At 70.5% G+C, this 20,310-nt stretch carries 19 protein-coding genes and 3 pseudogenes; 15 read left to right on the top strand and 7 right to left on the bottom strand.

Annotated elements, in window-relative coordinates; translation table 11 throughout:
* The first annotated feature begins 116 nt into the window (after positions 1 to 116).
* The 3 genes from AB0N07_RS34195 to AB0N07_RS34185 all read left to right on the top strand — a co-directional run bounded on the left by AB0N07_RS34195 (position 117) and on the right by AB0N07_RS34185 (position 3,960).
* Positions 117 to 1,046, top strand: a complete 930-nt coding sequence (locus AB0N07_RS34195) for a glutaminase (protein WP_365841833.1) — start codon at positions 117 to 119, stop codon at positions 1,044 to 1,046.
* A 176-nt stretch (positions 1,047 to 1,222) separates the two neighbouring features.
* Entirely contained in the window at positions 1,223 to 2,617 is a 1,395-nt protein-coding gene (mptB, locus tag AB0N07_RS34190) for a polyprenol phosphomannose-dependent alpha 1,6 mannosyltransferase MptB (protein ID WP_365841831.1), read from the top strand.
* Positions 2,614 to 3,960: a glycosyltransferase 87 family protein gene (locus AB0N07_RS34185; protein WP_365841829.1), complete on the top strand. Its 1,347-nt coding sequence runs from the start codon at positions 2,614 to 2,616 to the stop codon at positions 3,958 to 3,960. The genes mptB and AB0N07_RS34185 overlap by 4 nt, the downstream gene beginning before the upstream one ends.
* A gap of 35 nt (positions 3,961 to 3,995) precedes the next feature.
* On the opposite strand, the pseudogene AB0N07_RS34180 reads toward AB0N07_RS34185, so the two are convergent.
* Positions 3,996 to 4,703 (bottom strand): annotated as a pseudogene (locus AB0N07_RS34180) (serine hydrolase); the annotation flags it as partial.
* Between the two features lie 458 nt (positions 4,704 to 5,161).
* Between AB0N07_RS34180 and AB0N07_RS34175 the strand changes: the two are divergent.
* The 5 genes from AB0N07_RS34175 to AB0N07_RS34155 all read left to right on the top strand — a co-directional run bounded on the left by AB0N07_RS34175 (position 5,162) and on the right by AB0N07_RS34155 (position 9,535).
* Complete coding sequence (locus tag AB0N07_RS34175) at positions 5,162 to 6,100, top strand: ATP-binding cassette domain-containing protein (RefSeq protein WP_365841827.1); 939 nt, start codon at positions 5,162 to 5,164, stop codon at positions 6,098 to 6,100.
* The gene (locus AB0N07_RS34170) at positions 6,097 to 6,936 is read left to right on the top strand and encodes an ABC transporter permease (protein ID WP_365841825.1); all 840 of its coding nucleotides are present in this window, start codon (positions 6,097 to 6,099) and stop codon (positions 6,934 to 6,936) included. The genes AB0N07_RS34175 and AB0N07_RS34170 overlap by 4 nt, the downstream gene beginning before the upstream one ends.
* Before the next feature lie 23 nt (positions 6,937 to 6,959).
* Positions 6,960 to 8,231 (top strand): sensor histidine kinase, encoded by a 1,272-nt coding sequence (locus AB0N07_RS34165; RefSeq protein WP_365841823.1) that lies wholly within the window; start codon positions 6,960 to 6,962, stop codon positions 8,229 to 8,231.
* On the top strand, positions 8,228 to 8,896 hold the full coding sequence (locus AB0N07_RS34160) for a response regulator transcription factor (protein WP_344398568.1): 669 nt from the start codon (positions 8,228 to 8,230) through the stop codon (positions 8,894 to 8,896). The genes AB0N07_RS34165 and AB0N07_RS34160 overlap by 4 nt, the downstream gene beginning before the upstream one ends.
* Positions 8,897 to 9,109: 213 nt before the next feature.
* Positions 9,110 to 9,535 carry a hypothetical protein gene (locus AB0N07_RS34155; protein ID WP_115911984.1) on the top strand — a complete coding sequence of 142 codons (426 nt, stop codon included), beginning with the start codon at positions 9,110 to 9,112 and terminating at the stop codon, positions 9,533 to 9,535.
* Between the two features lie 63 nt (positions 9,536 to 9,598).
* Here AB0N07_RS34155 and AB0N07_RS34150 read toward each other — a convergent pair whose 3' ends face one another.
* The 3 genes from AB0N07_RS34150 to AB0N07_RS34140 all read right to left on the bottom strand — a co-directional run bounded on the left by AB0N07_RS34150 (position 9,599) and on the right by AB0N07_RS34140 (position 12,489).
* Positions 9,599 to 10,684 carry an ABC transporter substrate-binding protein gene (locus AB0N07_RS34150; protein ID WP_365841820.1) on the bottom strand — a complete coding sequence of 362 codons (1,086 nt, stop codon included), beginning with the start codon at positions 10,682 to 10,684 and terminating at the stop codon, positions 9,599 to 9,601.
* A gap of 69 nt (positions 10,685 to 10,753) precedes the next feature.
* Entirely contained in the window at positions 10,754 to 11,632 is an 879-nt protein-coding gene (locus AB0N07_RS34145; RefSeq protein ID WP_365841818.1) for an ABC transporter permease, read from the bottom strand.
* On the bottom strand, positions 11,629 to 12,489 hold the full coding sequence (locus tag AB0N07_RS34140; RefSeq protein ID WP_365841816.1) for an ABC transporter ATP-binding protein: 861 nt from the start codon (positions 12,487 to 12,489) through the stop codon (positions 11,629 to 11,631). The genes AB0N07_RS34145 and AB0N07_RS34140 overlap by 4 nt, the downstream gene beginning before the upstream one ends.
* 235 nt (positions 12,490 to 12,724) lie before the next feature.
* On the opposite strand from AB0N07_RS34140, the gene AB0N07_RS34135 reads away from it, so the two are divergent.
* Together AB0N07_RS34135 and AB0N07_RS34130 are read left to right on the top strand one after the other, a co-directional pair.
* On the top strand, positions 12,725 to 14,389 hold the full coding sequence (locus AB0N07_RS34135) for a sensor histidine kinase (protein ID WP_365841814.1): 1,665 nt from the start codon (positions 12,725 to 12,727) through the stop codon (positions 14,387 to 14,389).
* On the top strand, positions 14,386 to 15,075 hold the full coding sequence (locus tag AB0N07_RS34130; RefSeq protein ID WP_365841812.1) for a response regulator: 690 nt from the start codon (positions 14,386 to 14,388) through the stop codon (positions 15,073 to 15,075). Before AB0N07_RS34135 ends, AB0N07_RS34130 begins: the two co-directional genes overlap by 4 nt.
* Before the next feature lie 19 nt (positions 15,076 to 15,094).
* Here AB0N07_RS34130 and AB0N07_RS34125 read toward each other — a convergent pair.
* A pseudogene (locus AB0N07_RS34125) lies at positions 15,095 to 15,220 on the bottom strand (thioesterase family protein); the annotation flags it as partial.
* Between AB0N07_RS34125 and AB0N07_RS34120 the strand changes: the two are divergent.
* Positions 15,161 to 15,439 (top strand): Lrp/AsnC ligand binding domain-containing protein, encoded by a 279-nt coding sequence (locus tag AB0N07_RS34120; protein ID WP_365841835.1) that lies wholly within the window; start codon positions 15,161 to 15,163, stop codon positions 15,437 to 15,439. The pseudogene AB0N07_RS34125 and the gene AB0N07_RS34120 overlap by 60 nt on opposite strands.
* On the opposite strand, the gene AB0N07_RS34115 is transcribed toward AB0N07_RS34120, so the two are convergent.
* Positions 15,429 to 15,902: a nuclear transport factor 2 family protein gene (locus AB0N07_RS34115; protein WP_365841810.1), complete on the bottom strand. Its 474-nt coding sequence runs from the start codon at positions 15,900 to 15,902 to the stop codon at positions 15,429 to 15,431. The genes AB0N07_RS34120 and AB0N07_RS34115 overlap by 11 nt on opposite strands.
* A gap of 265 nt (positions 15,903 to 16,167) precedes the next feature.
* Here AB0N07_RS34115 and AB0N07_RS34110 point away from each other — a divergent pair, with 265 nt between their 5' ends.
* Both AB0N07_RS34110 and AB0N07_RS34105 read left to right on the top strand, forming a co-directional pair.
* Positions 16,168 to 16,983 (top strand): SDR family oxidoreductase, encoded by an 816-nt coding sequence (locus AB0N07_RS34110; RefSeq protein ID WP_365841808.1) that lies wholly within the window; start codon positions 16,168 to 16,170, stop codon positions 16,981 to 16,983.
* A gap of 58 nt (positions 16,984 to 17,041) precedes the next feature.
* Positions 17,042 to 18,286, top strand: coding sequence for a CoA transferase (locus tag AB0N07_RS34105; protein WP_365841806.1), 1,245 nt, complete (start codon positions 17,042 to 17,044; stop codon positions 18,284 to 18,286).
* A 20-nt stretch (positions 18,287 to 18,306) separates the two neighbouring features.
* On the opposite strand, the pseudogene AB0N07_RS34100 reads toward AB0N07_RS34105, so the two are convergent.
* Positions 18,307 to 18,540, bottom strand: a pseudogene (locus AB0N07_RS34100) (restriction endonuclease); the annotation flags it as partial.
* A gap of 230 nt (positions 18,541 to 18,770) precedes the next feature.
* Between AB0N07_RS34100 and AB0N07_RS34095 the strand changes: the two are divergent.
* Positions 18,771 to 19,823, top strand: coding sequence for an aldo/keto reductase (locus AB0N07_RS34095; protein ID WP_365841804.1), 1,053 nt, complete (start codon positions 18,771 to 18,773; stop codon positions 19,821 to 19,823).
* Between the two features lie 151 nt (positions 19,824 to 19,974).
* On the top strand, positions 19,975 to 20,097 hold the full coding sequence (locus AB0N07_RS34090; RefSeq protein WP_365841802.1) for a hypothetical protein: 123 nt from the start codon (positions 19,975 to 19,977) through the stop codon (positions 20,095 to 20,097).
* Positions 20,098 to 20,310: the final 213 nt, after the last annotated feature.

Below are 20,310 nucleotides of genomic sequence, written 5' to 3'. Positions count from 1 at the left end.
CTTGCCTCGACAACAAGTTGATCTATCAGGACGTCCCGTTGCGTCATTCACCCGGGCTTGACCTGCGGCTCAAGACTCAAACGCAACGGTGTTGACCCGGAGGCACAATAGTGATCATGACAACGACGTCGTCCTACGCCTTCCAGCCGGTTCTGGAGCGCATCGCCGAGGAGATCGGGCGCACCCCCGGCCGCGGCCGCCCCGCCGACTACATCCCGGCACTCGCGGCCTGCGATCCGCGCCGCTTCGGCATGGCCGTCGCGGAACTGGACGGCACGGTGTACGGCGTGGGGGACTGGCGCGTGCCGTTCTCCACGCAGTCCCTCACCAAGGTCTTCACGCTCGCCCTCGATCTGGCCCGCGAGGGCGACGAACTGTGGGAGCACGTCGGCCGCGAACCTTCCGGCAATCCCTTCAACTCCCTGATCCAGCTGGAGTACGAGAACGGCATCCCGCGCAACCCGTTCATCAACGCGGGCGCCCTCGTCGTCACCGACCGCCTGCAGACCCGTACCGGAGACGCGGCGGGTGAACTGCTGGCCTTCCTGCGCGGCGAGAGCGGCAACCCTGCCCTGGACTTCGACAAGGACGTCGCCGCCTCCGAGTCCGCACACGGCGACCGCAACGCCGCCCTCGCCCATTTCATGGCGTCCTACGGCAACATCGACAACCCGATCCCGGTGCTGCTCGACCAGTACTTCCGTCAGTGCTCCCTCACCGCGTCCTGTGCGGACCTCGCCCTCGCCACCGGGTTCCTGGCCCGCCACGGCATCCGCGCCGACGGCAGCCGGCTGCTGTCCCAGAGCCAGGCCAAGCAGGTCAACGCGGTGATGCTGACCTGCGGGACCTACGACGCTGCGGGCGAATTCGCCTACCGCGTGGGTCTGCCCGGCAAGAGCGGCGTGGGCGGCGGCATCATCGCGGTCGTCCCCGGCCGCTGCACACTGTGCGTGTGGAGCCCCGGTCTCGACGAGCGCGGCAACTCGGTGGCGGGCGTCGCGGCGCTGGACCGCTTCACGACCCTGACCGGCCTGTCGGTGTTCTGAACCGGCCGGCGGTCCTGGCCCGAACCGGCGCTTCGGGCCAGGACCCGGTCAGCCGGCGCCGACCGGGGATCGCTGCGGCCGTGCGATCACGTGCCGGTCACACGCAGGCCCACGCCCGGAAGGCGGCGCGTCAACTTCCGGCCACCCGGCGTTGACACGCTTCCCGAGTGTTGGCCATGGCTTTCCCCGTCGATCTCCGCCGTTGTCAGGTTCTGGGCCTGGCCGGCACCGCCTTCCTCGCGCTGGGAGGTGAGACGGCCGGCGCCCTGCCCGTGCGGGATCTCCTGGCCCCGGCGACCGCCCGCGCGGCCCTGGGCCTGGTCGGCGTGTACTTCGGTGTGGTGCTGCTGATTGCCGCCTGGGTGCTGCTCGGGCGGCTCGTGCGCAGCGCCGATGCACCCACCCCGCGCGAACTGCTGCTCGTGCTCGCCGTCTGGGCGGCCCCGCTGCTGCTGGCCCCGCCGCTGTTCAGCCGGGACGTCTACAGCTACCTGGCGCAGGGCGCCATGGTCGATGCCCACATGGACGTCTACGCATACGGGCCCGCCCAGCTCGGCGGCCCGCTCGCCGACGAGGTCGCCCCGCTGTGGCAGCACACCGGCGCTCCCTACGGCCCGGTGTTCCTCGCCGTCGCCTCCGCGCTGTCCGGCCTGACCCGGGGCGAAATCCCCGCCGGGCTGGTCGGGATGCGGCTGGTCGCGCTGCTCGGTGTGGCGCTGATGGCGGCCGCGCTGCCACGGCTCGCCCGGCACAGCGGCGCCGACCCGGCCGCGGCGCTCTGGCTCGGTGCGCTCAATCCGCTGGTGCTGCTCCACCTGGTCGCCGGGGCCCACAACGACGCCATCATGCTCGGCCTGCTCGGTGTCGGCCTGGTCGCGGCGCTCGGCCGGTGGCCGGTCCTGGGCGCCGTGCTCGTCACCCTCGCGGCCCTGGTCAAGGCGCCCGCCGTGCTCGGGCTCGCCGCGGTCGTCGTCCTCCAGGTGCGGGCCGGGCAGCGTCCGGCGAAGGCCGTCCTGTCGACGGCCCTTGCCGCCGCGTGCACCACGGTCGCCGCAACAGCCGTCGCCGGCACGGGATACGGCTGGATAGGCGCCCTCGACACCCCCGTCTCCCCGCACAACTGGGCCCTCACGAGCCTCCTCGGCCGCGCCACCGGAGCCATGCTGGAACGCCTCGGCAGCGACCTCGCACCCCTCGCCCTGCCGGTCTGGCACCTGCTCGGCCTCGCGATCACCGTGCTCGTGATAGCGGTCATATGGTGGCGGCTGCGCCCCCGCCCGGTCTACGCGCTCGGCCTGAGCCTCGCCGCCATGGCCGCCTTCGGTCCGGCGATCCGCCCCTGGTACGCCCTGTGGGGGCTGTTCCTCATCGCCGCCGCGGCACCCACCACCTCGGTGCGGCACCGGGTGGCGGCCGTGACGGGCGTGCTCGCACTCGCCGCCCTGCCGAGCGGCGGGCCGGTCGACAGCGGGCAGTTGATGCTGGCCGTCTCCGGCGGGGCGCTGGCCGTGGTGGTCCTCTGGCAGGTCCACCAGGCCGCCCACGCGCCTGCGCTGGGAGAAACCGCATGACCCTGCCCCGCACCGACCGCGGCCGGCTGCTCCTGGTCGTCGCCCTCGCCGCTGCCGTCACCGCCTTCACCGCGACGGTGCCGCTGCTGCGGGACTGGTTCGACCTGCGCGTGTACTACGGCGCCGTCAACAGCTGGATCCACCACGGCGGACGGCTCTACGACTACCGGGTGCCGGGCACCACATACGGGTTCACCTACCCGCCGTTCGCCGCCGTCAGCATGCTGCCCATGGCCCTCGTCGGCCTGCGCACGGCGATCGCCGGATCCCTGCTGCTCAACCTCGCGGCCCTCGCCTGGATCCTGCACATCCTCACCGAGGGGGGCTGGCGCCGCCACGGCTGGTTCGGCTGCACCCTGGGCGCGTGCCTGCTCGCCCTGTTCGAACCGCTCCGCGACACCTTCAGCTTCGGCCAGGTCAACCTCCTGCTGCTGGCGCTCGTCCTCACCGACGCCTGGCTGCTGACCACCGGGCGGGAGCGCTGGGCGGGCGTCGGTATCGGCCTGGCGGCCGCGGTCAAACTCACCCCCGCACTCTTCATCGGCCTGCTCCTGCTCGCCGGCCGCCGGCGTGCCGCCGCGGTCGCGACGGCCGTCACCGCGGCGGCGACGGGCCTCGCCGCCTGGATCGCCCCGGACGCCTCCCGGTTCTACTGGACCGAGGCCCTGTGGGACACGAACCGGGTGGGCCGCCTCGACTACGTCTCCAACCAGTCGCTGCAGGGCATCCTGGCCCGGCTCGGCGTGGCGGACCGCGCGGTGTGGGCCGCGGCGGTCGTGGTGGTCCTCGGCATCTGGGCATGGCGGACCCGTCGGGCCGTCACCGCCGCCGACTGGCCCGCCGCCTTCGCGCTCACCGGCCTGACCGCCTGCCTCGTCAGCCCCATCACCTGGGTGCACCACCTGGTGTGGCTGCTGCCGTCCTTCGCCGTCCTGATCCGCGCCGGGCACGCACGCGTGACAGGCGTCCTCTACGCGGTGCTGTGCACCAGCGTGGTGTGGCTCTGGTTCCACGACGCGTCCGGCGTCGACGGTTTCCTCGGCAGCAACACCTACACCTGGATCACCCTGGGACTGCTGCTGTGGCTGCCGGTCGGTCAACCCCGCGCCGACAGCCCGCCCTTGCGCCGCAGCACCAGCGCCACCGCGCCCGCGCCGAGTGCGACGGCACCCGAGACGACCCCCGCCGTCGGCCACCCCGACCCGCCGTCCGGCGCGACGGCCACGGGCGTGGCGCGCGGCCCCGGCCGTGGCCTGTCCAGCAACGCGTCCAGCGAGCCCACCGGTTCGACCCGCCCCGCCGCCTCGAACCCCCAGTCGAGCAGTTCGCGCGCCTCCTCGTAGACGGTGAAGCCGCCGCCCGCCTGAGGGTTCATCACGGTGACCACGAGCGTGCGCCCGCCCCGGCGGGCGGCGGCGACGAGCGTGTTGCCCGCGTTGCTGGTGTAGCCGTTCTTGACGCCGACCAGCCCCGGATACGGCTCCACACCGTCCGCCCCGGTCAGCAGCCGGTTGGTGTTCTTGATCTCGTACGACCAGCCGCCCCCGCCCGGGAACCTCGCCACCGCCGTACCGCAGTACTCCGCGAAGTCCGGAATGCGCAGACCCGCCCGGCCGAACACCGCCAGGTCGTACGCCGACGACACCTGGCCCGGCGTGTCGTACCCGTCGGGCGACCGCACCTGCGTGTCGAGGGCCCCCAGCGAACGGGCCCTGGCCTGCATCTGCCCGGCCGTCGCCTGCCAGCCGCCGTTCAGGGAGGCCAGCACGTCCACGGCGTCGTTCCCGGAGTTGAGGAAGACCCCGCGCCACAGATCGGCAATCCGGTACGTCCGCCCCTCGGCGACCCCGACCCTGCTGCTGCCCTCACCGATGTCCTCCAGCTCCTCCTCCCGCACCGTGTGCCGTGCGCCCGCGGGCAGCGCCGGCAGCACGGTCAGCGCGAACAGGGTCTTCAGCGTGCTGGCAGGCGGTAGCTTGCGATGAGCCTCGTGCGCGGCCAGCACGTCCCCGCTCCGGGCGTCCGCCACCACCCAGGACAACGCGGACACGTCCGGAACCCGAGGCGCGCCGTGATGGGGTCGCACCTGAGTGCCCTCGCGATACAGGAACGACGGATCCGGCAGTGCCGCCCGCGGTACGCCGGGCGGGGTGGGCTCCGCGCCGGCGGCTACGGCGACGGGCGTCGACGCCAGGACGCCGGCCGCACAGAGCGCGCAGGCGGTGCGGGCCGTCCGGGACGAGAAATGGATGATCACACGATCAACGTAGGAATCGGCCTGGCATACGGGGCGGTGACCGGGCCGGGGGCGGGGCTCCAGCACCCGGATGCCGCAGTGCAGGGCCGGCCCAGCGGCCGGACCGCCTGCTGCGGCCAGGCGGAGCCCACGAGCGCGGACACCGACGGCAGCCGTGTAGTACCGCGGTACTACGCGCTCCGCACGGGTCAGCCTCCCGGTACCACGGGATCGGGCGGATCGGCTTCTAGCGTTGCCGGTGAGGCGTCGGAAGCGACGGACGCCGTAGGCCGACAGAGAGAACGCGAATGATCGACGCACGGCAGCTGACCAAGAGGTACGGCGACAAGACGGCCGTGGACGGCCTGGACTTCGTCGTGAAGCCGGGCACGGTGACCGGCTTCCTGGGGCCCAACGGCGCAGGAAAGTCCACCACCATGCGCATGATCGTCGGACTCGACGCCCCGACGAGCGGCTCCGTCACCGTGAACGGCCACCACTACGCCCGCCACCGGGCCCCGCTCCAGGAGGTCGGGGCCCTGCTGGAGGCGAAGTCGATCCACCCGGGCCGCTCGGCGTACAACCACCTGAGGGCCCTCGCGCTGACCCACGGCATTCCGCGCCGCCGGGTCGACGAGGTCATCGACCTCTCCGGACTCGCCAGTGTGGCCAAGAAGCGGGCCGGTGCCTTCTCCCTGGGGATGGGGCAGCGACTGGGCATCGCGGCCGCGCTGCTCGGCGATCCGCAGACGGTGATGCTGGACGAGCCGGTCAACGGGCTGGACCCGGAGGGCGTCCTCTGGATCCGCAACCTGCTCAAGGCGCTCGCCGACGAGGGCCGCACGGTGTTCGTCTCTTCTCATCTGATGAGCGAGATGGCGCTGGTGGCGGACCATCTCATCATCGTGGGCCGGGGACGGCTGCTGGCCGACACCACCGTGGGGGACCTGATCCGCGAGGCGGGCGGCGACACGGTGACGGTCGCCACCCAGGACCCGGCCCGGCTGCGGGACGTCCTGGCGGGGCCGGGCGTCGACATCACGGGGCACATCGGCTCCGAGGAACTGCAGGTGACCGGGCTCACCGCCCGCAGCATCGGCCTGAAGGCGGCCGAGCACGGGATACCCCTGTTCGAGCTGAGCGCCAGGACGGTGTCGCTGGAGGAGGCATTCATGGAGCTGACCAGGGAGGCCGTGGAGTACCACGGATCCACGACCGGGATCGAGACCCTCGGGAGGCCGGCATGAGCACCCTCACCGCAACCGCCGAAGAACCCCGCACCGCACCGGCCCGCCCCGCCTACCGGGTGACCGGACGGCGCGTGTTGTCCTCGGAGTGGGCCAAGCTGTGGTCCCTGCGCTCGACCTGGATCACCCTGGGCCTCGGCCTGCTGTTCCTGGTGGCGTTCGGGCTGATCGCCGCGAGCCGGTACAAGTCCGGGATCAACTCCGGCCACATGGACCGCGACTTCGCCACCTCGACGGCCGTGAGCCTGTCCCTCTTCGGTACGAACTTCGCCCAGCTGGCACTCGGGGTCCTCGGCGTGCTGGTCACGGCGGGGGAGTACTCGACCGGCATGATCCGCTCCACGCTCGCGGCGGTGCCCCGCAGGCTGCCCGTGCTGTGGTCCAAGGCGACGGTGTTCGGGCTGGTCGCGCTGGTCGTGGGGACGCTGGGCGCGTTCGTCGCCTTCCTGTTCGGCAGCGGCATCGTCTCGGGTACGCCCGCGGCCATGGGCCTCTCGCACGCGGGTGTCCTGCGGAGTCTGCTGGGCGCCGGGCTGTACCTCGGCCTGGTCGCGGTGATCGGCACCGCGCTGGGCGCGCTGCTGCGGTCGGTGGCCGGCGGGATCTCGGTGCTGGTGGCCACCTTCATGCTGATTCCGGGACTCATCTCGTTGCTGCCGAGCTCCTGGCAGGACAACATCAGCCCCTACCTGCCGTCCCACGCAGGAGAGTCGATGTTCGCCCTGACCCACGACTCGACGACCCTGTCGCCCGGCGCGGGGCTGCTGGTCTTCCTCTGCTGGACGGCGCTGGCGCTGGCCGGCGCGGCCTACCGGCTCGCGCGCAGCGACGTCTGACGCACCATGGACAGGTGACGTCCGTGACCACCGATGACATCAGCGGGATGGGACCGCTGGTCGCCCGCATGGCCCGGGGCGGCCAGCGGCTCAGGCAGGCCGACCGGAACCGTCCGTGGGTGCTGGACACCGCGGTCGTGGTCCTGGTCTTCCTGATGTTCTGCCTCGCCGACCTGCTGCACAGCGGGGACGGCGACGGCCCGCGCCGCTTCCGGCTCGCCTTCACCCAGCTGCCCCTCGCCGGGATGCTGGCACTGCAGGCCGGACTGGTGCTGCCGCTGCTGTGGCGGCGGCGCAGGCCCCTGGCGGCCTTCGGTGTCATCGCCGCGGTGTTCGTCCTGCAGTGGTCCATCGGCGCGGCGCTGCGCGCGGACGTCGCCCTCTTCGTCGCTCTGTACAGCCTGGCCCTGCACGGGCGGCTGAAGCAGCTGCCGTGGGCCTGCGCCGCCATGGCGGGTGCCATGGTGCTGGTCGCCGTACGGGTGTCCGGGGCCATGTCGGTCTGGGACGCGCTGTTCTTCCTGCTGAGCACCACGACCGCGGCCCTCGCGCTCGGCCTGATGGTCCGCATCCGCCGGGCCCAGCTGGCGGGACTGCGGGAGCGGGCCGCCCGGCTGGAGGTCGAACGGGACCAGCGCAGCAGGCTGGCCGCCGTCACCGAACGCACCCGGGTCGCCCGCGAGATGCACGACATCGTCGGCCACAACCTGTCCGTCATCATCACCCTCGCGGACGCCGGCGCCTACGCCACCGACCTCGCTCCCGAACGCGGCAAGGAGGCCCTCCAGCTCATCGGCGACACCGGCCGCCAGGCCCTCGGCGAGCTGCGCCGCGTACTCGGTGTGCTGCGCGAGGCGGCGGACGGTCCGCCGGCCGGCCCCGAGCTCAGCCCGCAGCCCGGCATCGCGGACATCGAGGCCCTCTGCGCAAAGGTGCGCGCCGCCGGACTGGAGGTCGTGTACCGGACCTCCGGCGACGTGGACGCCCTCGACAGCGGGGTGCAGCTGACGGCGTATCGCATCGTCCAGGAAGCCCTCACCAACACCCTCAAACACGCCGACGCCGACACCCGGGTACATCTGGCGATCATCGAGACGGACACCCGGCTGACCATCCGGGTCCAGGACACCGGCCCGGCGACACCGCCGGGCCCGCACGAAGAAGGGCACGGACTGGTGGGCATGCGGGAGAGGGCGGCGCTCTACGGCGGGACCGTCAGCGCGGGACCGGCGGGCGGCGGAGGCTGGAGCGTCGAGGCCGTCCTCGACCTCACACCACAGGGCGGTGTCCGGTGACCACGGTGCTCGTCGTGGACGACCAGCCACTGCAACGCTACGGCTTCCGCATCCTCTTGGACTCCGTCGCCGAGACCGAGGTCGTCGGGGAGGCCGCGCACGGCGCCGAGGCCGTCCGCAAGGCCGCCGAACTGCGCCCGGACGTCGTCCTCATGGACATCCGGATGCCCGGCATGGACGGCATCGAGGCGACCCGCCGCATCGTCGCCGCCGGCGAGCGTTCGCGTGTCCTCGTGCTCACCACCTTCGACCTCGACGAGTACGTCCACGCCGCCCTGCGCGCCGGGGCCAGCGGCTTCCTCCTCAAGGACGCGCGCCCGGAGGAACTGCTCGCGGGCATCCGCGCCGTCTCGATCGGCGACGCGGTGATCGCGCCCGCACTCACCCGCCGCCTCCTGGACGAGTTCGCCCAGTACGTCCCCGCGCACCGGGGCGACCTCGCCGAGGACCCGCGGTTGAGCTCCCTCACCGACCGCGAGCGCGAGATCCTCGTCGCGGTCGGCAAGGGCTGGACCAATGGCGAGATCGCCGGGCATTTCGTCCTGTCCGAGTCCACCGTCAAGACCCATGTGGGCCGCGTCCTCGCCAAGATCGGTGCCCGGGACCGCATCCAGGCCGTGATCTTCGCCTACGACCTCGGACTCGCGCGGCCGAGTACGGACTGAACGGCCCGGACTCAGAATTTGAGGTTCCCTTGAGGATGGCACACCGAATTGGCCGCTGGTAATCAATCGGGCGTAAAGTCTTGATCATCAAGTGCCCATGCCTCTTGCTGTCCGGTATCCGTCTGTCGCAGCCTGATCAAGGCCGGAAGAATCCGGTCGGTAATTCGACGGGGGGCGTTCTTTCTCTCGCCCGCCCAGAGAAAGGATCAGGGAATGCTGAAAAGCATCAAGCGTGCTTTGACGGTCACCGGCGTGTCCAGTGCGGCGGTTGTCCTCGCCGCGACCAGCGCGTTCGCATCCGGCGTGAACTACCCCAAGCAGAGCAAGAACGTGTCGTACGGGAACTGCACGGTCACCGTCAGCGGGCACTCCTCGTACAGCTCGACGTACGGCGGCTATGTGTTCATCGGGGACTCGTCGGCAAATTCCATTTACTGCTCCCAGGTGTACCTGGAGGTCGTCTGGATCGACAAGAGCGGAAATGAGCAGTACAAGAAGGTCTACGCGAACGGCGGTGCGACCGAAACCGCGAACGCGAGCTACAAGCTTCTGCCCAGCCAGTACTCCAAGGTGCTGGAAGTGGTCGGGTCCGGAATTAACGGCACCCACAGCACGCCCACCGCTTACCTTTACTTCTGAGCCGGTACTGATGCCCCGCCGGATTCTCCGGCGGGGCATCAGTGTTGCTATTGCCGGTGGGACTCAGCCGTCCGAGCCCGCCGGGGTCGTGGTGGTCTTGAAGCCCTCGGTCTTGTTGGCCTTGAGAGCGAACTCGTTGGTGAAGGTCGTGCCGAGGTTCACCTTCGAGGTCGCGTGGCCGACGAGTTCCTCGGAGGCCAGAACGGTCTTCGGGCCGCCGGCCGGCATGATGCCGTCCGGGAGGAACTGTCCCTTGTCCTGGTCCAGCGCCTTGATGTAGTCGGCCTTGGTGACCAGCTGGTTCGACACATAGGACTGCGGCAGCTTGTTCGCGATGTCGGCCGCGCTGTGCGTGTTGATCCAGTGCATGGTGGCCACGAGCGCGTCGACGACCTTCTGTGCCGTGTCCTTGTGCGAGTTGACCCAGCTGGTCTGGGCGAGGACGGTCGCGGCCGGCCAGGTGCCGCCGAGCGCCTCCTTGGCGCCCGCCGTGGTGGCCAGGTCGATCGCCGAGGTGCCGATGCCCTTCTTCTCGATCGCCGCCACCGTCGGCTGCGTCGTCATGACACAGGCGGTCTTGCCGTTCTGCAACGCGGCGATGGCCGTGGCGCCCTGGCTGACGCCGATCCGGCTGAACTGGTTGGCCTTGACGCCCTTCTGCGCACCCATGAACTGGGTGAGCATGTCGGTGCCGGACCCGATGTCGGTGACGCCGAGCGTCTTCCCCTTGAAGTCCGCGCCGGAGTGGACGCCGCTCTTCGGGACACACATCTCCCGCTCGCCCGGCGCGCCGGACAGCTGGACGATGCCCTCCACCGCCTTGCCCTTCACCTGGAAGTCGATGGTGTGGACATACCAGGCGCCCGCCATGTCCACCTGCCCGGAGGCCAGGGCGTCCTCGGCGCCGAGACCGCCCTGCTGCTCGGTGCTCAGCGAGACGTTGACGCCGTACTTCTTGTAGAAGCCGAGGTTCTGGGCGAGCTCGTAGGGGAGGTAGATCTGCTTGTCGATGCCGCCGACCATGAGCTTGACGGTCGGCGTGCCGCTGGAGCTGCTGGAGCTGTCCGAGTTGCTGGAACAGGCGGTGGCGGCACCGAGGGTGAGGACGGTGAGGAGAGACGCGGCAACGGCGACGGGTCGTCTGGACATGGCAGGCTACTTTCCTTCAGGGGAGGGTGAGAAGAGAGGGAAGACAGAGGGGGGTGGGCGCAGGCGGAGTCAGAGGGAGCTGACTTCGGACGGGGCCGGCGGACGCCAGGCGAGCAGCCGGTGTTCGAGCTTGCCGATCAGCCACTCCGCGCCGAGCACGATCACCGCGATGACGACCATGGTCGCGAACACGCCATTGGGGTCGAAGTTGTCCTGCGCGGTCTTGATGACCAGGCCGAGGCCCTTCTGCGCGCCGAGCACCTCGCCGACCAGGGCGCCGACGATGGCGAAGCCGAAGGCGCTGTGCAGGCTGGCGATGATCCAGGTGAGCGCGGACGGCACGGTGACGTGCCGGATGATCTGCAGCTCCGAGGCGCCGAGCACCTTGGCGTTGGCGAGGATGTTGCGGTCGACCTCACGCACGCCCTGGAAGGCGTTGAAGAAGACGATGAAGAACACCAGGACCGCGGCGAGCAGGACCTTCGGGAGCATTCCGATGCCGAACGCGATCATGAAGATCGAGCCGAGGACGATACGCGGGATCGCGTTGACCACCTTGATGTAGGGACCGAGCACCCCGGAGAGGTAGCGGCTCTGGCCCAACGCGATGCCGAAGATCACTCCAAGGACGGTCCCGAGGACGAAGCCGATCAGCGCCTCCTGTACGGTGGTCCAGATGTCCGCGTAGAAGGACCCGTTCTCGGTGCCCTTCTGGAAGAGTTCGACCAGCCGCTTGGCGATGCCGGTCGGCTGCCCGAAGAAGAACTTGTCGACGATCCCCCAGGTGGTGAACGCCTGCCAGCCTCCGATGACGACGGCCGCGAGGACGATGCGGCCCAGCCACTGCAGCGCGATGCCCTTGCGGACCTTGCGCCTGGCGGCTGCCGCGGCCGAGGGCTGCCCGCCGCCCTTGGCCTGAGCGGCGGAAACGGTGGACGTCGTACTCATGCCGTACCTCCTGCGGTGCGTGCGTAGGCGCGCTCCACCTCCTCGCGCAGCGAGTCCCAGATCTGGTGCTGAAGTTCGATGAAGCGGGGCTGGAAGCGGATCTCCTGGACCGAGCCGCGCGGGCGCGGCAGGTCGATGTCGAAGACCGCCTTGACCGAGCCGGGGCTGGACGTCATGACGACGACCCGGTCGGCGAGCGCCACGGCCTCGTCGAGGTCGTGGGTGATGAAGATGACCGACGGCCGGATCTGCTCCCACAGGCCGAGCAGCTCGGTCGACATGATCGCCTTGGTCTGCACGTCCAGGGCGCCGAACGGCTCGTCCATGATCAGGATCCGGGGCTCGTTGATCAGCGCCGCGGCCATCGCCACGCGCTTGCGCATACCGCCGGAGAGCTGGTGCGGATAGCGGTCCTCGAACCCGGTGAGGCCCACCCGGCGCAGCCAGTCACGTGCCGAGGCCTGGGCCTGCTGCTTGGGCACACCGCGGAAGACGGGGCCCATCAGCACATTGCCGAGGACGGTCTTCCAGGGCAGCAGCGCGTCGGCCTGGAACATGAAGCTGACGCCGTCGGTGACGCCGTCCACCTCACGGCCACCCACCTTGACCGAACCCTCGCTGGGCCGGTCGAGCCCGGACACCATGCTCAGGGTCGTCGACTTGCCGCAGCCGGTCGGGCCCACCACCGCACAGAACTGGCCCGGCTCCACGGTGAACGAAACGTCCTGCAGTGCCGTGAACACCTCACCCGCAGGAGTCAGAAATCGTTTGGTGAGCCCGGATATCTCGACTCGTGCGCTGTCCCGGCCGACCTTCTCGGTGACCGGGCTCACCGCCGCATCGTTTCGCGAAGCCATCTGAGGCCTCTCCTTCCTAACCTCGGAGGTCGAGGAAGGCAGACGCTAAAAGGACACCAGGCGTTACGTCGCTGTTTCAGACGTATCTCGCGTTAGCCGTATTCGCAGGGGTTCTGCTCGTTCTGCTCAGCGGCGGGGGGTGGGCAGAAGGTTCCCGATGGGACACAATCACGCCACCACGGGTACGGCGAAGGGGCCGGGCCCGGCAGCACGACAAGGGCTTAAGGCACCTGTGATGCCCATCCGTATCCCGATCGGCCGCGGCGGGAAGGGGAGGCTCTCCGCGCGGATCCTGGCCAACCAGCTGGCCATCCTGACCCTCACCGGAGTCATCGGCTTCATCCTGTTCGCGTTCGCGCAACGGGCCGAGATCGACCGTGCCTACGAGGGACGGGCACTGGACATCGCCCAGACCACGGCCGCCGATCCGCAGATCCGGCAGGCCATGGCGCACGGGGGCGGCGACGGCATCGTGCAGACCGTCGCCGAGCGGATCCGCAAGGCGTCGGGCGCGTCCTATGTGGTCGTGCTCGACCTGCACGGCGTCCGCCACTCCCACCCCGACCCAGCGCTGATCGGTGAACCGACCGGCGACCAGATCGTGGTCCTCGACGGCAAGTCGCACGTCGGCACCGACCAGGGCGCCACCGGGCGATCCGCCAACGGCAAGGCCCCGCTGAGGGCGCCCGACGGCAGGCTGGTCGGCGAGGTGTCCGCGGGCATCCCCGAGCACTATGTGCTGGGCGAGCTGTGGCGCGAGCTGCCCACCTTCGCCCTGTACTCCGCGATCGCCGTCGCCCTCGGCTCGGCCGCCGCGTTCCTGCTGGCCAGGCGGTTGAAGCGGACGACGTTCGGCCTGGAACTGGAGGAGATCGCCGGACTGCTGCAGGACCGTGAGGCGATGCTGCACGGCATCCGTGAGGGCGTCATCGCCTTCGACCCCGACGGCAGGATCACCGTCGTCAACGACGAGGCCCGGAGCCTGCTCGGCCTCGGCACGGCGCTCGGCAGCACGCTCGAGGAGGTGCTGCCCGACGGTCGGCTGCGCCGCGCCCTGGACGGCACCCTGACCGGCGCCGATCTCAACGTGCTGACCGACGACCACTGCCTGGTGGTCAACCGGATGCCGGTGACACTGCGCGGGCGTGAACTGGGCGCGGTGGTCACTGTCCGGGACCGCACCGAGCTGATCGGGCTGCTGCGCGAACTGGACTCCGTACGCGGGCTGACCGACGCCCTGCGTGCCCAGCAGCACGAGTTCACCAACCGTATGCACACCCTGGCCGGGCTGCTGGACATAGGTGACCACGACGCCGCCTACGCATACGCCGTCGAGTCGGCCGGCGCCGACCAGGCGCTGACCGAGTCCGTACGCGAACGGATCGGCAACCCGCTGCTCGTCGGCCTGATCGTCGCCAAGACCACGGTGGCCGCGGAACGCGGCGTACACCTGGAACTCAGCGATGACTCCGCGCTCGGCGAGGACCCGCCGCATCTGCGCCGGCTGCTGACCATCGTCGGCAATCTGCTGGACAACGCGATCGACGCGGCGGCCGGCGGACCGCCTCCGGCGGGCGGCCGCGAGGTGCGGCTCTCGCTGGTCGAAGCCGTCGACCAGGTGCTGGTGCGGGTCGCCGACAGCGGCCCGGGGATCCCGCCGGGCGCCGCCGAGTCGATCTTCGAGGACGGCTGGTCGACCCGACCCGACCGGGGCACCGCCCGGCGCGGCCTCGGCCTGGCCCTGGTTCACCGGCTGGCCGCGCGGCACGGCGGGACCATCACGGTCAGCGAGGGCCCCGGCGCCGTCTTCACCGTCGTACTACCGCTGCTGGAAGCCACTCCCGTACCACGAGACGCACAGTTCACGACGGCCTCGCCGACCGGAGGTGACCGCGGATGATCAGGATTCTGGTGGTGGACGACGACTTCCGGGTCAGCGACATCCACCGCGACTACGCCTCCCGCGTCGAGGGCTTCGAAGTGGTCGGCCGGGCGGCGACGGTGGCCGAGACCCTGGACGCCGTGCGCAGCCTTCACCCCGATCTGCTGCTGCTCGACATCTTCCTGCCCGACGGCAGCGGACTGGATGTGCTGCGGCAGCTCAGCGGGGACGCGGGCGGCGCCCGACCCGACGCGATCATGATCACCGCCGACCGGGACATCACCTCGGTGCGGACCGCCATGAAGCTCGGTGCGGTGGGCTACCTGGTCAAGCCGTTCGGCGCCGCCGACCTGGCCGAGCGGCTCACCGCCTACCGCGAACTCCAGCACCGCGTGGACGCCCTGGGTCTCGCCCCGCGGACCGACCAGGCCGACGTGGACGCCCTCTTCAGCGCCGCCCGCCCCCCGGCCGTGCCCCGGGTTCCGGCCAAGGGCCACTCCGCGCCGACCCTGGCCCTCCTGCACCAGGTGCTGCGCACCGCCCAGGAGTCCCTGTCCGCCGCCCAGGCCGCCGAACTCACCGGCGTCTCCCGCGCCACGGCCCAGCGCTATCTCTCGTACCTCGTCCGGGAGGGAATGGTCCGGCTCGAACTCCGCTACGGAACCACCGGCCGTCCCGAACACCTCTACCGGATCGTCCGCTGAGCCGGACGCTCCGGCATCCTCACGTCCCGGGCAGCGGCCTGACCGTGAGGATCTGCTGGGCGTGTCCCACCGGGCCGTCGATGTCGTGCAGGACGGTGCTGGTGAGGCCCTGCCCGGACGGGTCCTGGTCGACCTCAGTCTCGAGGCGCAGGACGCGGAGACGGTCGAGCGCTTCGAGGGGACCCTGGCGCAGACGGAGGAAGTACTTGAGTTGCGGAGGCTGTTCGGCAGCCCCGACTATTTCGTCCGCGTGGCCGTCGCCGATCTGCCCGCCTACGAGGCCTTCCTCAGCTGGCGGGTCATGACCATCCCCCGGATCAAGAACGTGACGTCGCATTTCACGATGAAGACCGTCAAGCCCTGACCGTAGTGGGTGCCGGCACCTGCGGAGGTGGACCCTGAGTCCACACCACCCGCAGGCTCGAGGCGGAGATCCGCCAGCCCTCGGCCGTCCTGACCAGTTCCGCGTCGGCGTGGCCCGCCGAGACGAAGACGCTGCCGGTGCCGTCCGCCAGGACGTGGGTGCTCAGCTGGGCGCCACGGGTGGTGGCCCGATCGCCCTCGATCTCGATGCTCGCATTGGTGCCCAGATGCACGGTTCGGTCGAACAGCGCCATGCCCTGCCGGACACGGGCCAGCAGAGCAGCGCGGTTGTGGACGGTGCCGATCGGCATCTCCGCGGTGACGTCCTCGGTGTGGAATGCGCGAGCCCATTCCTCGTCGAAAACGCCCTCGTCCAGGGAACGCAGGTAGCGGTCCAGCAGATCGGTGATCTCGGCGCGGTCGGTCAGGGCCTGCACCTGTCGCTGCATCTCTTCGATGTCCATGCCTGAAGACTGCTCCCTCAAGCACACTTGAGGTCAACGCGTCCGATGGGATGCCGTGGTGACGATGAGCCCTTCTCCCCAGGTGAGTTCTTCTCCCCAAAGGACGCACTTCATACGCAGACCGGTGTCCGTCTGACTCTCGAAGGTGCCTGCCCGGGTGGACAGGTTCCAGGGGTGACACGGTACGCGTGAACTGACGCCCCGAGGCGGGTCTGCGTAAGATCACGAAGGTCTGATTTCCGGTTGATGGGGAGGCCCAACGGTCATGACGGACAAGCGTGTTGTGGTGGTCACCGGCGGAGGCACCGGCATCGGCGCCGCAACCGCCCGGCTGCTGCGGGCCGGCGGACACGAGGTCGTCATCAGCGGCCGACGGCCCGAGCCGCTGCAGCGCGTCGCCGACGAAACCGGCGCCCTGCCGCACGCCGCTGATCTCACGGACGCGATCGCCGTGGGCGAGCTCGTAGAGGCCACGGTCTCCCGCTACGGCAGGCTCGACGGACTGGTCCTCAACGCTGGCGTCGGACGCAGCGGCGCGGTGGGAGATCTCTCGGACGAGACATGGGAGTTGGTGATGCGCACCAACCTGACGGGCCCCTTCCTGCTGCTGCGCGCCGCACTCCCGCACCTGCTCAAGACCCGCGGTTCGGTCGTTGCCGTCGCCTCCGTCGCGGCGTTGCGCAACGGGGTCGGCAACGCCGCGTACGCCACCTCCAAGGCCGCGCTGCTTCAGCTGTGCAGTTCGCTGGCCGTCGACTACGGCAGCCAGGGGCTGCGCGCCAACACGGTGTGCCCCACCTGGGTGCGCACCGAGATGGCTGATCGTCGTATGGCCCGCTTCGCCGAGGAATCCGGACTGGGCAAGGGCGTGGAGGAGGCCTACGAGGAGGCGACGAAGCTGGTGCCCGCGGGACGCCCCGGCGACCCGTCCGAGGTCGCCGAGGCGATCGCCTGGCTGCTCTCGCCCGCCGCGTCGTTCGTCAACGGCGCGGTACTCACGGTGGACGGCGGGGTCTCGGTACGCGACGCGGGAACCCTGGCGTTCGACTTCAGCGTCGAGCGCCGCGACTCTGGTCGATGACCGGCGGCGCTCTCGCGCCGGCGATCGCGTGAGCGGGACGACCAGAGGAGGAAGGTGCGTGAGCACTCAGGGCAACGCGCCGGACGGACGGTCCGGCGTACTCGGCGGAGTCGGGCGCGGTGCGCTGGAGGGTCTGCGCATCGCCGACTTCTCCCGGGTCCTCGCAGGGCCCTACGCCACCATGCTGCTCGCCGATCTCGGCGCCGACGTGGTGAAGGTGGAGCGGCCGGGCACGGGGGACGACACCCGGGCCTGGCAGCCCCCGGCGGACCAGGACGGCACGTCGACGTACTTCCTGAGCGTCAACCGCAACAAGAGGTCCGTCACCCTGGACCTCACGACCGAGGCCGGCCTGGAGCAGGCCCGTGCCCTGGTCGCGGAGTCCGACGTCCTGGTGGAGAACTTCCGTCCCGGCACGATGGAACGACTCGGGCTCGGCCATCGCGAACTCCTCGCCCGGCACCCGGGGTTGGTCTACTGCTCGATCAGCGGCTTCGGGGCCGGTGCCGGCGCGGCGATCCCCGGATACGACCTGCTCGTGCAGGCCGTCGGCGGTCTGATGAGCGTGACCGGAGACGCGGCCGGAGAGCCGACGAAGGCGGGCGTGGCACTCGTCGACGTGATCACCGGCCTGCACGCCACGCTCGGCATCCTTGCCGCCCTCCGGCACCGGGACGCCACCGGGGAAGGGCAGCGCGTCGAGGTCAATCTGCTCGGCTCGCTGCTGTCGGCCATGGTCAACCAGGCGTCGGCGTTCGCCGTCGCCGGTGTGGTTCCTGGGCGCCTGGGCAACGCGCATCCGAGCATCGCGCCGTACGAGACCTTCCCTGCCGCCGATCGTCCCCTGGCGATCGCGGTGGGCAACGACCGGCAGTTCGCGGCGCTCGCCGAGATCGTCGGCGAGCCGGGTCTCGCCCTCGACGACCGCTTTCGCACCAATGCCGACCGGGTCGCCCATCGCACCGAACTGAGGGACATCCTGAGCGAACGGCTGGCCGCCGCGGGAGCGGACCACTGGTCGTCCGTCCTGCTGGCCGCGGGCGTGCCCGCCGGGCCGGTCAACACCCTTGACGAGGCCTTCGACTTCGCCCGGAAACTCGGTCTTCCCGGCATCGTCGACATCCCTTCCGTATCCGCCGACGAAGCCGAGGGCGCGCCCTCCCGTCAGATCGCGAACCCCATCGCGCTGAGTGGGACACCGGCCCGGTACCGCCTGCCGCCGCCGCGCCTGGGGCAGCACAACGCGGATATGCTCCAGCGCGCGGCCGCCCGGGCCGCAACGCCGGACGAATCGGCCCCATGATTGATCCCGACGCGGGCATCCACCCCGTCGCTGACCAGATGGTGGAAGGGGTAGGCGGGCGTGGTCCCGCGCGCCGGACCGTACCCCGCCGGCAGTTGCTTCAGATCCCCTTCCACCTCGCTGTACCGCAACTCGCCCTCGTCATCCGGCTGAAACCGGCCCAGCGCGTACAGCAGCAGCAACGGCTTGTGCGGCGCCCGTACTCCGTCCCGACTCCACTGCCTGAGCTTCGCGGCGCGCTCCAGCCAATCCATGGCCGTGATCGTAACCACGTCTCCGCGCACCTCACCCTGTCCGGGGCACGACTCGGCCTGCACTCGCCACAAGCGCAGCGCCTTCTGTTCTTGATCCGTCACTGGGCGCACCGCATATTCCACCTCGTGACGCGTTTGTGACCATCGGTCAGGTCGCCCTTGCGGTCAAGTGCACTCCAAGTCCTAGAGTCACGCTTCCGACCCGCCCCCGCCTGCGACGGAGCACCGCAATGCGCTATCGAGTCCTCGGCAAGACCGGCATCGAGGTCAGCACACACTGCCTCGGCACGATGATGTTCGGTGCCGTCGGCAATCCCGACCACGAGGACAGTGCCCGCATCATCCATGCGGCCCTCGATGCGGGCATCAACTTCGTGGACACCGCCGACATGTACTCGGCGGGCGAATGCGAGGAGATCGTCGGCAAGGCTCTCAAGGGCAGGCGCGACGACGTCGTGCTCGCCACGAAGGTGCACTTTCCGCTCGGGGAGGGACGCAACCGCAGCGGCAATTCGCGCCGCTGGATCATCAAGGCGGTCGAGGACAGCCTGCGGCGCCTGGACACGGACTGGATCGACCTCTACCAGGTGCACCGCCCCGACCACACCACTGACATCGAGGAGACGCTGTCCGTCCTCACCGACCTGGTGAGGGCCGGCAAGATCCGGACATTCGGCTGCTCCACGTTCCCCGCCGAGGACCTCGTCGAGGCTCATCATGTGGCGGAGCGGCGCGGGCTGATGCGGATGCGTACGGAGCAGCCGCCGTACTCGATCCTCGCGCGCGGCATCGAACGGGCCGTGCTGCCCACCGCGCAGCGCCTGGGCATGGGCGTGCTGACCTGGTCGCCGCTGGCCTCGGGATTCCTGTCCGGTGCCTACCGAGCGGGCCGGCCCGTCGACCTCACCACCGGCCGCGCCAGACTCACCCCGCACCGCTTCGACCCCGACGCCCCGGGCAACCCGGCGAAGTTCGCGGCCGTCGAACAATTCGTCGCGCTCGCCGAGGAGATGGGCCGCACCCTGCCGGAACTGGCCGTCGCCTTCCCGCTGGTGCACCCGGGCGTCACGTCCGTGATCATCGGTCCGCGCACCATGGACCAACTCACCTCCTTGCTCGAGGGAGGCGACCTGCTGCTCGACGACGCGGTGCTCGACCGTATCGACGAGATCGTGGCACCTGGCACCGATCTCTACCGGGCCGACGGCGTGTGGCAGCCGCAGTCGCTCACCGGGCCCCGTTTGCGCAGGCGCCCGGCCGGGGAGAGGGCGGCCGCGGATTGACAGGGCGGGACGCGATCGACCTCGGACGCATCGTCTTGTGCTGCGTGAGCCTTGGGCCCGTTGCCGCCCCCGCGCTGCTGCCGGTGCACGGCTGGGGCGGCGACGGCCGGGAGTGGCCGGTCCATGCCGAGGCCTGGCCGACCGATTCCGCGTGATCGTCCCCGATCTGCGCGGCCACGGCCGCTCCGAGGTGCCGGAACAGGGCAACACGCCGCTGGAGAGGGCGGACGACCTGGCCGCCTTGGTCGAGGTCCTCGGCCAGGGCCCCCGGTGAGGGCCGTCCGCCACTCCATGGGCGGACAGGTGGTCAACGTGCTCGCCGTTCGGCACCGGGAACTGGTCCGGTCGGTCGTGGGTTTCGACCCGGCGCACGGCGCGCACGGTGCCGAAGTGGACGGCATCCCCGGGCGCTTGGCCGCCTACCGGGGGCCCGGGCGGCCGCGGACTTCGTCGCCGCAGCCTTCTCCCCGCAGGCGCAGCCCGGGCT

The sequence above is a fragment of the Streptomyces sp. NPDC051172 genome (assembly GCF_040682555.1).
Lineage (GTDB): Bacteria > Actinomycetota > Actinomycetes > Streptomycetales > Streptomycetaceae > Streptomyces.
The sequence above is the reverse complement of the archived record's forward strand: the minus strand, read 5'-3'. Positions and strand labels throughout refer to the sequence as shown.

Coding starts and splice junctions, on each gene's coding strand:
- AB0N07_RS34195 (WP_365841833.1), top strand. CDS start 117: ATGACAACGACGTCGTCCTACGCCTTCCAGCCGGTTCTGGAGCGCATC.
- mptB (WP_365841831.1), top strand. CDS start 1,223: ATGGCTTTCCCCGTCGATCTCCGCCGTTGTCAGGTTCTGGGCCTGGCC.
- AB0N07_RS34185 (WP_365841829.1), top strand. CDS start 2,614: ATGACCCTGCCCCGCACCGACCGCGGCCGGCTGCTCCTGGTCGTCGCC.
- AB0N07_RS34175 (WP_365841827.1), top strand. CDS start 5,162: ATGATCGACGCACGGCAGCTGACCAAGAGGTACGGCGACAAGACGGCC.
- AB0N07_RS34170 (WP_365841825.1), top strand. CDS start 6,097: ATGAGCACCCTCACCGCAACCGCCGAAGAACCCCGCACCGCACCGGCC.
- AB0N07_RS34155 (WP_115911984.1), top strand. CDS start 9,110: ATGCTGAAAAGCATCAAGCGTGCTTTGACGGTCACCGGCGTGTCCAGT.
- AB0N07_RS34150 (WP_365841820.1), bottom strand. CDS start 10,684: ATGTCCAGACGACCCGTCGCCGTTGCCGCGTCTCTCCTCACCGTCCTC.
- AB0N07_RS34145 (WP_365841818.1), bottom strand. CDS start 11,632: ATGAGTACGACGTCCACCGTTTCCGCCGCTCAGGCCAAGGGCGGCGGG.
- AB0N07_RS34140 (WP_365841816.1), bottom strand. CDS start 12,489: ATGGCTTCGCGAAACGATGCGGCGGTGAGCCCGGTCACCGAGAAGGTC.
- AB0N07_RS34135 (WP_365841814.1), top strand. CDS start 12,725: ATGCCCATCCGTATCCCGATCGGCCGCGGCGGGAAGGGGAGGCTCTCC.
- AB0N07_RS34130 (WP_365841812.1), top strand. CDS start 14,386: ATGATCAGGATTCTGGTGGTGGACGACGACTTCCGGGTCAGCGACATC.
- AB0N07_RS34115 (WP_365841810.1), bottom strand. CDS start 15,902: ATGGACATCGAAGAGATGCAGCGACAGGTGCAGGCCCTGACCGACCGC.
- AB0N07_RS34110 (WP_365841808.1), top strand. CDS start 16,168: ATGACGGACAAGCGTGTTGTGGTGGTCACCGGCGGAGGCACCGGCATC.
- AB0N07_RS34095 (WP_365841804.1), top strand. CDS start 18,771: ATGCGCTATCGAGTCCTCGGCAAGACCGGCATCGAGGTCAGCACACAC.